General features: G+C 67.7%; 12 protein-coding genes. 9 read left to right on the top strand and 3 right to left on the bottom strand.

Going from position 1 to position 11,782, the window contains the following annotated elements; translation table 11 throughout:
* Nucleotides 1-41 precede the first annotated feature (41 nt).
* Together OHA18_RS34430 and OHA18_RS34425 are read left to right on the top strand one after the other, a co-directional pair.
* Nucleotides 42-509 (top strand): M15 family metallopeptidase, encoded by a 468-nt coding sequence (locus tag OHA18_RS34430; RefSeq protein ID WP_328999532.1) that lies wholly within the window; start codon nt 42-44, stop codon nt 507-509.
* A complete protein-coding gene (locus tag OHA18_RS34425) occupies nt 506-1,582 on the top strand; it encodes a lipid II:glycine glycyltransferase FemX (RefSeq protein ID WP_328999531.1) in 1,077 nt (358 codons plus the stop codon). Before OHA18_RS34430 ends, OHA18_RS34425 begins: the two co-directional genes overlap by 4 nt.
* Nucleotides 1,583-1,807: 225 nt before the next feature.
* Here the strand turns inward: OHA18_RS34425 and OHA18_RS34420 are convergent, their stop codons facing one another.
* Complete coding sequence (locus tag OHA18_RS34420) at nt 1,808-3,151, bottom strand: UDP-N-acetylmuramoyl-tripeptide--D-alanyl-D-alanine ligase (protein ID WP_328999530.1); 1,344 nt, start codon at nt 3,149-3,151, stop codon at nt 1,808-1,810.
* A gap of 86 nt (nt 3,152-3,237) precedes the next feature.
* On the opposite strand from OHA18_RS34420, the gene OHA18_RS34415 reads away from it, so the two are divergent.
* The 4 genes from OHA18_RS34415 to OHA18_RS34400 all read left to right on the top strand — a co-directional run bounded on the left by OHA18_RS34415 (nt 3,238) and on the right by OHA18_RS34400 (nt 7,499).
* Entirely contained in the window at nt 3,238-4,272 is a 1,035-nt protein-coding gene (locus OHA18_RS34415; protein WP_328999529.1) for a D-isomer specific 2-hydroxyacid dehydrogenase family protein, read from the top strand.
* Nucleotides 4,269-5,300 carry a D-alanine--(R)-lactate ligase gene (gene vanA / locus OHA18_RS34410; protein ID WP_328999528.1) on the top strand — a complete coding sequence of 344 codons (1,032 nt, stop codon included), beginning with the start codon at nt 4,269-4,271 and terminating at the stop codon, nt 5,298-5,300. Before OHA18_RS34415 ends, vanA begins: the two co-directional genes overlap by 4 nt.
* 209 nt (nt 5,301-5,509) lie before the next feature.
* Nucleotides 5,510-6,247, top strand: a complete 738-nt coding sequence (locus tag OHA18_RS34405; protein WP_328999527.1) for a VOC family protein — start codon at nt 5,510-5,512, stop codon at nt 6,245-6,247.
* Between the two features lies 1 nt (nt 6,248).
* Nucleotides 6,249-7,499 carry a serine hydrolase domain-containing protein gene (locus OHA18_RS34400; protein ID WP_328999526.1) on the top strand — a complete coding sequence of 417 codons (1,251 nt, stop codon included), beginning with the start codon at nt 6,249-6,251 and terminating at the stop codon, nt 7,497-7,499.
* On the opposite strand, the gene OHA18_RS34395 is transcribed toward OHA18_RS34400, so the two are convergent.
* Nucleotides 7,477-8,859, bottom strand: coding sequence for an FAD-dependent monooxygenase (locus tag OHA18_RS34395; protein ID WP_328999525.1), 1,383 nt, complete (start codon nt 8,857-8,859; stop codon nt 7,477-7,479). The two genes, OHA18_RS34400 and OHA18_RS34395, sit on opposite strands and share 23 nt — an antisense overlap.
* A gap of 64 nt (nt 8,860-8,923) precedes the next feature.
* On the opposite strand from OHA18_RS34395, the gene OHA18_RS34390 reads away from it, so the two are divergent.
* The 3 genes from OHA18_RS34390 to OHA18_RS34380 are packed head-to-tail and all read left to right on the top strand — an operon-like array spanning nt 8,924 to nt 11,336.
* Entirely contained in the window at nt 8,924-9,565 is a 642-nt protein-coding gene (locus tag OHA18_RS34390) for a TetR/AcrR family transcriptional regulator (protein ID WP_328999524.1), read from the top strand.
* On the top strand, nt 9,562-10,329 hold the full coding sequence (locus tag OHA18_RS34385) for an SDR family NAD(P)-dependent oxidoreductase (protein WP_328999523.1): 768 nt from the start codon (nt 9,562-9,564) through the stop codon (nt 10,327-10,329). The genes OHA18_RS34390 and OHA18_RS34385 overlap by 4 nt, the downstream gene beginning before the upstream one ends.
* Nucleotides 10,329-11,336: a Gfo/Idh/MocA family protein gene (locus tag OHA18_RS34380; protein WP_328999522.1), complete on the top strand. Its 1,008-nt coding sequence runs from the start codon at nt 10,329-10,331 to the stop codon at nt 11,334-11,336. The genes OHA18_RS34385 and OHA18_RS34380 overlap by 1 nt, the downstream gene beginning before the upstream one ends.
* Here the strand turns inward: OHA18_RS34380 and OHA18_RS34375 are convergent.
* Nucleotides 11,296-11,775, bottom strand: a complete 480-nt coding sequence (locus OHA18_RS34375) for a VanZ family protein (protein WP_328999521.1) — start codon at nt 11,773-11,775, stop codon at nt 11,296-11,298. The genes OHA18_RS34380 and OHA18_RS34375 overlap by 41 nt on opposite strands.
* Between the last annotated feature and the right edge of the window lie 7 nt (nt 11,776-11,782).

The raw sequence follows: 11,782 nt of genomic DNA, 5'->3' as shown, positions 1-11,782 counted from the left end.
CCCATACGTACCGACAACATCGCGCTGCCTTGACTGGACGCATGACTCGAGCCGCAATTGGTGCGCCTGGCAAAGATGACGGTGCCGTCCCGGCCGGCGTGACCGTCTTCGACGACGAGTATCCGGCCGTGGCGAACCTCGATCCGGCGCTGCTCAGCTCCTTGCGCAGGGCCGCGACGGATGCCGCTCGCGACGGGGTGACGTTCTATGTGAACAGTGGCTGGCGTTCGCCGTCGTACCAGGGTGAGCTGCTTCGCGAGGGCATCCGCAAGTACGGGTCCGAGGAGGAGGCCGCTCGGTGGGTCGCCACGCCGGAGACCTCCCGTCATGTGCGTGGGCTGGCAGTCGACATCGGGCACTCCAAGGCCAAGTCGTGGCTGTCCGAGCACGGGGCGGCGTACGGGCTGTTCCAGATCTACCGCAACGAACCCTGGCACTACGAACTCCGCCCGGACGGGTGGGTCGAGATGTACCCGGATCCCACGCATGATCCGAGGCTGCAGCGGTGAATCTGACGGTCGCGCCTCTCAGTGCAGTCGACCACCAGGTGTTCGTGGAAGCACAGCGGTCGGTCAGCTTCCTGCAGATTCCGGAGTGGGGCTCCGTGAAGACAGAGTGGCGCAGCGAGTCCCTCGGTTGGTACGACGGCCGACGGCTCGTCGGCGCCGGTCTCGTGCTGCACCGTCCGGTGCCGCGGCTCGAGCGCTACACGCTGGCGTACCTGCCCCAGGGTCCGACCATCGAGTGGACCGGCGAGCTCGATGCATGGATCGACCCGTTGGCGGACTATCTGAAGGCACACGGCGCGTTCGCGATCCGGCTCGGGCCGCCGGTACGCACGGACACGTGGACTGCCGCGCAGGTCAAGGAGGGCATCGCGGATCCGGGCATCAAGCGGCTCACCGGGCGCGGTGGGGATCATGTGACGAGTTGGCTGATGGCCGCGGGGTGGGTGCCGCAGAGCCCCGAGGACGGGTTCGGGGACGGGCAGCCGCAGTACACCTATGAGCTGCCGCTGGCCGGGCGGACCGAGGACGACGTACTGCGAGGGATGAACCAGCAGTGGCGCCGCAACATCAAGAAGGCGGCCAAGGAGCGCGTCGAGGTCACCGTTGGGTCCGACCTGAAGGCGTTCCATGACCTTTACGTCCACACCGCCGAGCGTGACCGCTTCACGCCGCGACCGCTGCGGTACTTCGAGACTATGTTCGCGGCGATGAGTTCCACCAAGCTCTACCTGGCGCATCATCAGGGCGAGCTGGTCGCCTCGACGATCCTGGTCCGCGTCGGCGCGCACGCGTGGTACTTGTACGGCGCCTCGTCCACCTCGAAGCGTGAGGTGCGCGGGTCGAACGCCTGCCAGTGGGCGATGATCCGCGACTCGCTCACGGCCGGGTGCGACTTGTACGACCTGCGTGGGATCACGCCGACCCTCGACGCCGGCGACCCGCACGTCGGGCTGATCCAGTTCAAGGTCGGCACCGGCGGGCAGGCGGTCCGGTACGTCGGCGAGTGGGATCTGCCCCTGCGTCCGATGGTGTACCGAGCATTCGACCTCTACATGAAACGGCGCCGCCGATGAAGATCCGACCAGCAGACCGCGCCGACGCCTCGGCCGTCCACTGCACCAACCAAGCGGCAGCCCGTCCCGCTTCCTCCGCTCCCGGTAGCCACCCATTTGCCTGGTTGACCAGCGCCGTTGGGGGTTTGTGACCCTGGTTCAGCGTCACAAACCCCGCATTCGCCTGGTCAACCACGCAAATGCGGACTGTGGGCCGTCCTGCGCAACCGGCCGGGCCGGACCGGTCTAGGCGAGGGCCGCGGCGACTTCGTCCAGGCGGGCTTCTCGGGAGGCTTTGACGAGCACGACGTCGCCGGGCGTGAGTGTGCGGCGTAGCCATTCGACGGCAGCCGTATTGTCACGCAGCGCTCTTGCGTGGTCGCCCGCGCCGGCGGCGATCGGCCAGGCGCCTGTGCCGACTGCGACCACCACGTCTGCGCGGGAGGCGGCGTACTCGCCGATGGCGTAATGCTCGGCCTCGCTTTCCTCGCCGAGTTCGAGCATCTCACCGAGTACGGCGATGCGGCGGCCGCCCTCGATCACCGCCAGCGCGTCGAGGGCGGCCCGGGCAGAGTCCGGGTTGGCGTTGAAGGAGTCGTTCAGCAGCGTCACGCCGCCGGGCAGTTCACACAACTCCATCCGCCACTTCGACAACGACACAGCAGCCAGCGCCTTCGCGACCACCTCGAGAGGTACGCCGACCGCCAACCCCGCCGCCGTAGCAGCGGCCGCGTTGAACGCCTGGTGTGCACCCACGAGCGGCAGTACGACGGATGCCGAGTCGTTCGTGGTACGCAGCGTGAACGACGGACGTCCGAGCCGATCCAGCACCAGATCGAGCACCCGTACATCGGCGTGCTCCGCCCGTCCGAAGGTGAGCACCGGACCATCGGTCAGCGCCCGCATCGCGACAACCCGCGGATCGTCGGCGTTGAGTACTGCGGTGCCGCCCGACGCCAACCCTTGCACCAACTCACCCTTGGCCTTGGCGATCGCGCCCCGCGAGCCGAACTCGCCGAGGTGTGCCTGGCCGACGTTGAGAACGACAGCGACGTCAGGCGGGACCAGACCGGCCAGCCGAGCGATGTCCCCCATCCGCCGCGCGCCCATCTCGATGACGAGGTACCTGGTCGTGGCATCAGCACGCAGCATCGTGAGCGGTACGCCGAGCTCGTTGTTGAGCGATTCGATCGTGGCGACCGTCGGCCCCGCGGTGGAGAGCACCGCGGTCAGCAGATCCTTGGTGCTCGTCTTCCCCTGGGATCCGGTCAGCCCGACCACCGTCAACCCGTCACGCAGTCGCGCGGCAACGTGACTCGCAAGTGCCTGCAGCGCAGCCTCGGCATCCTCGACGACAACAGTGGGCAGCGCCGTGGGACGCGAACCAAGCACAGCGACGGCGCCGGCCAGTGCGGCCTGCTCGGCGTACTTATGGCCGTCGACATGCTCCCCGGCGAAGGCGACGAAGAGTCCCCCGGGCTCGGCCTCCCGACCGTCGAGCACGGCCGGCGCGGTCACCTTCACGGCGCCGTCACCGACAACCGTCCCGCCGACGACCACGGCGAGCTCGTCGAGACTGAGCGGAATCATTCCTCCAGTAAAGGAAGAGTGGTGTTTCGTCCGCGTATCGAAAATCCGATACGCGCGGACAACACGGCACCTCCTTCACTGGAGGCATGACCTACCGCGAACCGGCCCGGCGTACCCAGTCGCTGGCTGCCTGGTTGTCGTCCGCGACCGTCCCGGACGTCGGACTGACGATCTACGGCTGTGGTCCGGACGAGGCCGTGCTGTTCCGGGAGCTGGCTCCGCGCTTCGGCGTCGTACCGACGATCACCGAGGCAGCAGTCTCCGAGGCCACCATCGACCTGACCGCCGGGAATCGATGCATCAGCGTCGGTCACAAGACCCAGATCACGAACTCCACCCTGCTCGCCCTGGCCCGGGCCGGCGTCGCGTACATCTCCACCCGAAGCATCGGCTACAACCATCTCGACGTCGGCTACGCGGACAGCATCGGCATCTGCGTCGAGAACGTCCCCTACTCCCCCGACAGCGTCGCCGATTACACGTTGATGCTGATGCTGATGGCAGTGCGCAACGCGAAGTCCATGATCCGCCGTGCCGACATTCACGACTACCGTCTGCACGACGTCCGCGGAAGAGAATTGCGCGATCTCACCGTCGGCGTCATCGGCACCGGACGCATCGGCGCGGCGGTGATCGACCGCCTGCGCGGCTTCGGTTGCCGGACTGTTGCCTATGACAACCGTCCTGCGACCTCGGCCGACTACGTCCCGCTCGAGGAGCTGCTCCGCGTGAGCGACATCGTCACGCTGCACACACCGCGGACCGCGGACACCCACCATCTCCTCGATCATCAACGGATCGAACAGCTGAAGCCCGGCGCATTCATCGTCAATACCGGACGCGGCCCGCTCGTCGACACCGAGGCGCTCCTGACGGCCTTGGACAGCGGCCGGTTGGGCGGTGCCGCGCTGGACGTCCTCGAAGGCGAAGACGGGATCTTCTACGCCGACTGCAGCAACAAACCCATCGAAAGCAAACAGCTGCTGCGACTGCAGGAACTGCCGAACGTGATCGTCAGTCCGCACACGGCCTACTACACCGACCACGCCCTCAGCGACACCGTCGAGAACTCGATCGTCAACTGCCGGAAATTCGAGAACAGAAAGCAGCAGTGGATATGAGAATTGGCATCATCTTCGGCGGTCGTTCCGAAGAACACCCCATCTCGGTCAAATCCGCACAACAGGTCGCGGACAACCTCTCTACCGCGAAGCACGAGCCGTTCTACATCGGGATCACCGCGGACGGCGCCTGGAAGCTGTGCGACGGTCCGGCCGCGGACTGGGAGAACGGCGCCTGCCGTCCGGTCATGCTGTCGCCGGACCCCACCGCACCCGGCCTGCTCGTCCTGGACGACGGGAAGTACGAAACGATCAGCCTGGACGTGCTCTTCCCGGTCCTGCACGGCAGGTTCGGCGAGGACGGCGCGATCCAGGGCCTGCTCGAGCTGTCCGGACTCCCCTACGTGGGCTGCGACATCCAGAGCTCGGTGCTGTGCATGGACAAGTCCCTGGCCTACATAGTTGCCCGGAGCGCCAGAATCGCCACGCCGAACTTCTGGACGTTCACAGCGACCGAGGAGATCGATCCTGACCGGTTCACCTATCCCGTCTTCGTGAAGCCGGCCCGCTCAGGCTCGTCCTTCGGCGTCAGCAAGGTTGCCGGAAAAGAGGAGCTGGCAGCCGCGGTGGACGCCGCGAGAGAGTTCGACTCGAAGGTACTGATCGAGGAGGCGGTCGCCGGCAGCGAGATCGGATGCGCCATGCTGGGCAACGATCCGGAGCTGCTGGCCGGCGAGGTCGACCAGATCGCGTTGTCGCACGGCTTCTTCAAGATCCACCAGGAGAGTGCGCCGGAAAGCGGGTCCGACAACTCGACGGTGATCGTGCCCGCGGACATCCCGGCCGAGGCAAGGGCCCGGGTCCAGGAGACGGCGAAGGCCATCTACCGGGCGCTGGGGTGCCGAGGACTGTCCCGGGTGGACATGTTTCTCAAGGACGACGGGACCGTGGTCCTCAACGAGGTCAACACTCTGCCCGGCATGACGTCGTACAGCCGGTATCCGCGGATGATGGACGCGACCGGCCTGTCGCGTACCGAGGTGATCGACCGGATGGTGTCGCTGGCCCTGGCAGGCAAGCGCCGGTGAACGACGACTTCGTCCGCCCACGGTCGACCGTCCTCGCAGTCATCGTGGTCGCCAGTGTGGTGCTCATCGGGGTCCTCAAGTACCACTCGCCGGCGCCCTCGACCTCCCCGATCGCTCCCCCGGGCGTCTCGCCGATCCCGTCCCCGACCCCGAACGCCTCCCGATCAAGGCCATCCGGCCGGTGGTCCGGCTCGGCTTAGGATCGGCGCATGGCGACGCGACTGGTTCAGGTCAATATTCAGGCTCGGGACAATTCTGCGATCGGGCGGTTCTGGGCGGACGCGCTCGGATGGAAGGTCACCGGGGACCAGGCCGGGGAGACCAACGTCGAGCCCGAGGGCGTCACCTACCCCGACCCCAGCGCGATCGTCATCGACGTGGTTCCCGGCGCGGAAGCCAAGACGGTGAAGAACCGCGTGCACCTCGACCTCGCCACCACCTCCACCGCTCACCAGGCAGACCTGATAGCACGCCTCCAGAAGCTCGGCGCGACGCCGGTCGACATCGGCCAGGGTGACGTCGACTGGACCGTCCTCGCCGATCCGGAGGGCAACGAGTTCTGCGTGCTGGAACCACGCGCGGTCTACAGCGACACCGGGCCGATCGCCGCGGTGGCGGTCGACTCTGCGGATCCACGTGCGATGGCCCAGTTCTGGAGTCAGGCGACCGACTGGACCGTGCACGAGGTGACCGACGAGTTTTCCTCACTGCGCTCCGCCAAGGGAGTCGGCCCGTACCTCGAGTTCCTCCGCTCCTCCGACCCGAAGACGGGGTTGGACCGGATCCACATCGACCTCCGCCCGTACCCCGGCGACGACCACGCGGCGGAAGCAGACCGACTGCGAGGCCTCGGCGCCACCGACCTCGACATCGGCCAGGGCGACGTGCCCTGGACCGTTCTGGCCGACCCGGAGGGCAACGAGTTCTGCCTCCTCACCCCGCACTGACATGAAGCTCGACATCGATGCCCTCCAGCGCCGGTTCGACGAGCACCACGTTCCAGGTGCGGCGATCGGGATCTGCGACCCGACGTCGGTCGTGTGGTCGGCCGGCTTCGGAACCACTCGGGCCGGCGGCGGTGATCCGGTCACTGCCGACACGATGTTCGGCGTGCAGTCGTGCTCGAAGATGTACACGGCGACCGCAGTGCTCCTCGCCGTACACCAAGGGCTGGTCGAGCTGGATGTGCCGATTACCCGGTACCTGCCGGAGTTTCGGGTCAACAGCTCGTTCGAGGATCATCCTGAACGGTTGATCACCCTGCGCCATCTGCTCAGTCACACCGCAGGTTTCACGCACGAGGCGCCGGTCGGCTCCAACTACCTGGTCGGCCGCGAATCGTTCGAGGAGCATTGCGAGAGCATCTCCGAGACCTGGCTGCGCTTCCCGGTCGGACATCGCTACGAGTACGCCAACCTCGGCATCGACCTGGCCGGATACATCCTGCAGCGGATCAGCGGTACGCCGTTCCACGAGTTCGTGCGCCGGGAACTGCTGGCGCCCCTCGGGCTGACGCAGACGACGTTCGACGCGCGAGCGATCAAGCGCGATCCCGGTCGGGCGACCGGCCACGAGGCCGGCAAGGCACGGCTGCCCGTCCGGGTCCCGATGGTCGCCGCCGGCGGCCTGTACACGACCGTCAACGAGGCATGCCGCTACATCCAACTGCACCTCACTGCAGGCGCATCATTGATCGATCCCAACCTGCTGAACGAGATGTACGCCGTACCCACGGAACCGCAGCGGGCGCACGGATACGGCCTCGGTCTCGCACTGGCCCGCGCCGGCGCCGTCCCGGTCCGAGGACACGGCGGAGGCGGCTTCGGATTCCTGTCCGACATCTACTGGGCGCCCCAAGCAGAGCTCGGCGTCGTCGTACTCACCAACTCGACCAACCACCACTTGCAGTGGCAACTGGCCAGCGAAATCCTCCAGGACATCGTCCCGACTGGGTCAGCCGAGGCCGAGGCTGATGGACCGTGGAATCGGGACTACGTGATCCTGGCCTCGGGCGTGCGCGACGGGACCGCCAGGCTGCGCAAGGAGGACGGGCAGCTGTACTTCGACCACTGGCGCGGCGGCACGCTGCGCCTTCGCGAACACATCCCCGGCGTGTACGTCGCAGACAACGGCGAGGTGCTCGATCTCAGGCGGACGCCGCCGACCTACGCCAACGTCAGGCTCCAAACCAGCTCGTGAGAGCGGACGTGATGTCCTCCTCGCCCGACCAGCACACCAAGCCGTCCGGGCGGATCAGTAGGGCATCGTGTTCGCCGTCTGGCTTGGCTTGTACGACGTCGACGCGGTCGGACCAGCCGTCGGGCCAGGTGCGGCCGGTGAAGTCGAGCAACAGGCCGCGGCCCGAGCGCAAGAGCGTTGACAGCCAGACCGGACCGTCGTCGGTGATGAGCTCGAAGTCCGGGATGCGGTCCGGTGCGTCGAGGCCCGACATCATGCCGGCGAGGTACCTGTTGGTGTCCGGAAGGCGCATCAGGTCGGTGAAGATCTCGCGCAGTTCGACGACATCCTCACTCGGCCCTGGCAGGGCGAAGACTCGTTGCGCAGCCGTATGGCGCAGTACGCGCGCAGCCATCGGACGGCGCTCGGTCTGGTACGTGTCGAGCAGGTCAGCGGTCCCGTGCACAGCGGCGGCGAGCTTCCAGCCAAGGTTGAACGCATCCTGCACCCCGAGGTTGAGCCCCTGCCCTCCGAACGGCGGGTGGATGTGCGCGGCGTCTCCGGCGAACAAGATCCGCCCGTGCCGATACGACTCCAGCTGCCTGGTCGCGTCCCCGAACTCCGACGAGTTGAGCACCTCCGCAAGCCTGGTCTCCTCGCCGTACAAGGCGGTCAGCGCAGCCTCGGTCTCATCCGGGGTGGTAACCCCGTCCCGGCCGAAGGTGAAGCGATATTTCCCGTCACCGACCGGCACGAGCATGCCCCAGTACCCTCCGGCCTGCTTCGTCATCGTGCTGAAGTGACCAACGGTCGTCGGCACCTCGTCGGACACCGATGACAGCCGTACGTCGGTGAGCACCGCGCGGAACGTCCCCGCCCGGCCGGGGAACGGTACGTCGAGCAGCTTGCGGACCGTGCTGTGTGCGCCGTCGCACGCGACCAGATACCGCGCCCGCAAGGTCTCCGCACCGGCAGTAACAGTGACGCCGTCGTCATCCTGTTCGACCGCGCTGACCTCGACACCGCGTCGTACGGCGACTCCGCGCGCGACGGCGGCGTACTCGAGCTCTTCCTCGACGATCCACTGTGGCACCGAGATCGGGTACTGGTGCCGCGTGTTCCACGGCGAGGCGTCGAGCGGGACCGGAAGGCCGGCGAAATGCCCGCCGACCTGCTCGCGCGGCAGTTCGCGCGCCTCGATCGGGCCCAGCAGTCCGCGCATCTCCAGCACCTCGGCGGTCCGGGCCTGCAGCGCGCCACCCTTCGTCTGCTCGATCCGCGTGTCGAGCCGCTCGAGGACGGTCACGTCGACCCCGGCCAGCACCAGCTCGGACGCCAGCATCAGCCCTGTCGGACCGGCTCCCGCGATCAGCACATCCATGGAAACTCCTCCCAGTGCAAAAGTAGACTAAGTGCAGAATAGCACTCGGTGCTACGATCCGGGTATGGCGTTGCGCGAGCGGAAGAAGATCCGCACCCGGGAGGCGATCTCGACGGCGGCCATCGAGCTGTTCGTCGAGCACGGCTTCGACCAGGTCTCGATCACTCAGGTCGCCGAAGCCGCGGACATCTCCCGGCGGACGCTGTTCGCGTACTTCCCCACCAAGGAAGACCTCGTCGTCCACCGGTTCGCCGACCACGAGGACGAGCCGGCCCGCGTCGTCCGCGCCCGCCCCGCCGACCAGTCGCCGCTGGTCGCCCTGCACACCCACTTCGTCGAACGCCTGCGCGCCCACGACCCGTTCACCGGCCTCACCGACCGGCCCGACACCCTCGACCTGTACCGGCTGCTGCGCAGTACGCCCGCGCTGATGGCACGTATGCTCCAGTTCAACGAGACCTCCGAACGGGAGCTGGCCGCAGCGCTGCACGAGACGGCCGGCACCCCCGAACTGACCGCCCGCCTGGCGGCCGCCCAGATCAGCTCGGTCCATTGGACCCTGGCCATGACGAACTTCGACCGCTGCGCCGCCGGCACCTCCGCCGCCAAGGCCCTGCCGACCGCAGTGAAAGCCGCGAACCAAGCCTTCGCGCTCCTCTCCACAGGCCTGACGCCCCTCTGGCCGTCGACAGAAGGGTCACCATGAACGCACTGCAGAAGTTCTCGCTCGAGGGCAAGGTCGCGCTCGTCACCGGTGGCAACCGGGGTCTGGGACGCGCGATGGCCGAGGCGCTCGGCGATGCGGGCGCCGCGGTCGCGGTCACTGCGCGGACACTCGCCGCGGCCGAGGCCGCTGCCGTGGAGCTCGGCGCGCTCGGCATTCGCGCGTACGGCGTCCAGCTCGAGGTGTCCGATGTGGACGACGTCGAGCGCGCGGTCGAGCAGGTGAGCACCGAGTTCGGCGAGATCGACGTGTTGCTGAACAACGCCGGCATCGGTGTCGCCGGGCGGGCCTTCGAGACGCCCGACACCGCGTGGCACGAGGTGTTCTCGGTCAACGTCGACGGCCTCTGGTACTGCAGTCGCGCGGTCGCCCGCCGGATGGCCGAGCGCGGCGGCGGCACGATCGTGAACGTCGGTTCGATGTCGGCCGAGATCGTGAACCAGCCGCGCTGGCAGGCGTCGTACCTGACGTCGAAGGCCGCCGTACATCAGCTGACCAAGGCGCTGGCGGCCGAGTGGGCGCCGCACGGGATCCGCGTGAACGCGATGGCGCCGGGGTACTTCCTGACCGAGATGTCGCCGGTCGACCAGCCGGAGTTCAAGGAGTGGTGTGTGGATCCGGCCGCCATGAAACGGTACGGGTTGCCGCCGGAGCTGGGACCGGTGGCGATCTTCCTGGCCAGCGAGGCGTCGAGCTTCATGACCGGGTCTATCGTCAAGGTCGACGGCGGCTTCACACTGTTCTGATGGTCACCATAGGCATCGTCGGCGCCGGGCTCCGCGGGAGACTGTTCGCCGAGGCCCTCCACTCCCAACCGGACGTCACCGTCGTCGGCCTCGCGGAGCCGTCGGCGCAGGTGGCCGCGCAGGCCCGCGGCGCCACCGGCCTGCCCGTCACCTCGTCGCACCAGGAGCTGCTCGAGACGCTCGATCCGGACGCCGTGATCGTGGCGACCCCCGACTTCGCGCATCGTGAGATCGCCGTCGCCGTGGCCGAGGCCGGCAAACACCTGCTGATCGAGAAGCCGGTCGCCACGAACCTGGACGACGCGCACGCGATCGCCGCGGCGGTTCATCGCGCGGGAGTTCGGTGCCTCGTCGGGTTCGAGAACCGGTGGAACCCGCATGTGGTGCAGGCGAAGGCGGCGATGGATTCGATCGGCGATCCGATCACGGCCTCGGCCACCTTGAGCAACTCCTTCTTCGTGCCGACCACGATGCTGTCGTGGGCGGCCCAGTCGTCGCCGGCCTGGTTCCTGATGCCGCACACCGTCGACCTGGTCCTGTGGCTCACCGGCCGAACGCCCGTGTCGGTCAGCGCGGCGGGATCTCGCGGCGTTCTGGCCAAGCGCGGCATCGACACCTGGGACGTCGTACATGCCCTGGTCAACTTCGAGGACGGATCGACCGCGACGCTGTCGTCGGCCTGGACGCTCCCGGATGCCGGCGACGGCATCGTCGACTTCCGGTTCCAGGTCGTCGGCACCGAGGGGTCGGTGACCGCGGACCTGTCGCACCAGGGCCTCACTGTGGTCAGCGACAAGTACCGGTCGGCCTGGCCGGTCGCCGGCCGCATCGGCCGATCACAGATCGGCCCGGCGGTGTGGATGGTCCAGGACTTCGCGGCAGGCCTCGTCGACGGCGGCGACCTCGGTCCGGGCATCGACGACGGCGTACTGGTCACAGAGCTCATCTGCGCAATCGAGGAATCAATCAACACCGGACAGACCGTGCGCCTGCCAACAGCCCCCTGATCAGCCACCAGCGGCGCGACGCCAGGGCAGCCAGTCCGGCGCCAGCGGTGTTGAGCAGTACGTCGTCCACCGAGGACACCCGGTCCAGGCGGAAGACGTACTGCGCGGTCTCGATCAGGATCGAGCAACCCGCCGCCAGCGCCAGAACCCGCGGTACGGACGCCAGCACCGCGAACCTCAGCGGGGCGAGGAATCCCAGCGCCGCGAACACGAGCAGATTGCCGACGATCTGGCCGGTCGGCATCGTGAGCAGATCCCGCAGCGGCACCAAACTCACCCGAGCGGGAGCAACGCCTGGGCGACTGCCCGGCAGCAGAGTCATCCACACCCACGGCACCGTCCCGTAGATCATCCCGACCTCGGCCAGCGGCGTGCGCCACTCATGCCGGCGGCGTACCAAGATGAGCACGGCCAGCGCAGCCAATGGCAGAGCGAGCACTGTTATG

Origin of the sequence: Kribbella sp. NBC_00709 (assembly GCF_036226565.1) — a bacterium.
Lineage (GTDB): Bacteria > Actinomycetota > Actinomycetes > Propionibacteriales > Kribbellaceae > Kribbella.
Note: the sequence above shows the minus strand (reverse complement) of the source record. Positions and strands in the feature narration are given on the sequence as shown.

Bases quoted from the DNA above. Each gene is read 5' to 3' on its own strand.
- OHA18_RS34430 (WP_328999532.1), top strand. From the start codon at position 42: ATGACTCGAGCCGCAATTGGTGCGCCTGGCAAAGATGACGGTGCCGTC.
- OHA18_RS34420 (WP_328999530.1), bottom strand. From the start codon at position 3,151: ATGATTCCGCTCAGTCTCGACGAGCTCGCCGTGGTCGTCGGCGGGACG.
- OHA18_RS34415 (WP_328999529.1), top strand. From the start codon at position 3,238: ATGACCTACCGCGAACCGGCCCGGCGTACCCAGTCGCTGGCTGCCTGG.
- vanA (WP_328999528.1), top strand. From the start codon at position 4,269: ATGAGAATTGGCATCATCTTCGGCGGTCGTTCCGAAGAACACCCCATC.
- OHA18_RS34405 (WP_328999527.1), top strand. From the start codon at position 5,510: ATGGCGACGCGACTGGTTCAGGTCAATATTCAGGCTCGGGACAATTCT.
- OHA18_RS34400 (WP_328999526.1), top strand. From the start codon at position 6,249: ATGAAGCTCGACATCGATGCCCTCCAGCGCCGGTTCGACGAGCACCAC.
- OHA18_RS34395 (WP_328999525.1), bottom strand. From the start codon at position 8,859: ATGGATGTGCTGATCGCGGGAGCCGGTCCGACAGGGCTGATGCTGGCG.
- OHA18_RS34390 (WP_328999524.1), top strand. From the start codon at position 8,924: ATGGCGTTGCGCGAGCGGAAGAAGATCCGCACCCGGGAGGCGATCTCG.
- OHA18_RS34385 (WP_328999523.1), top strand. From the start codon at position 9,562: ATGAACGCACTGCAGAAGTTCTCGCTCGAGGGCAAGGTCGCGCTCGTC.
- OHA18_RS34380 (WP_328999522.1), top strand. From the start codon at position 10,329: ATGGTCACCATAGGCATCGTCGGCGCCGGGCTCCGCGGGAGACTGTTC.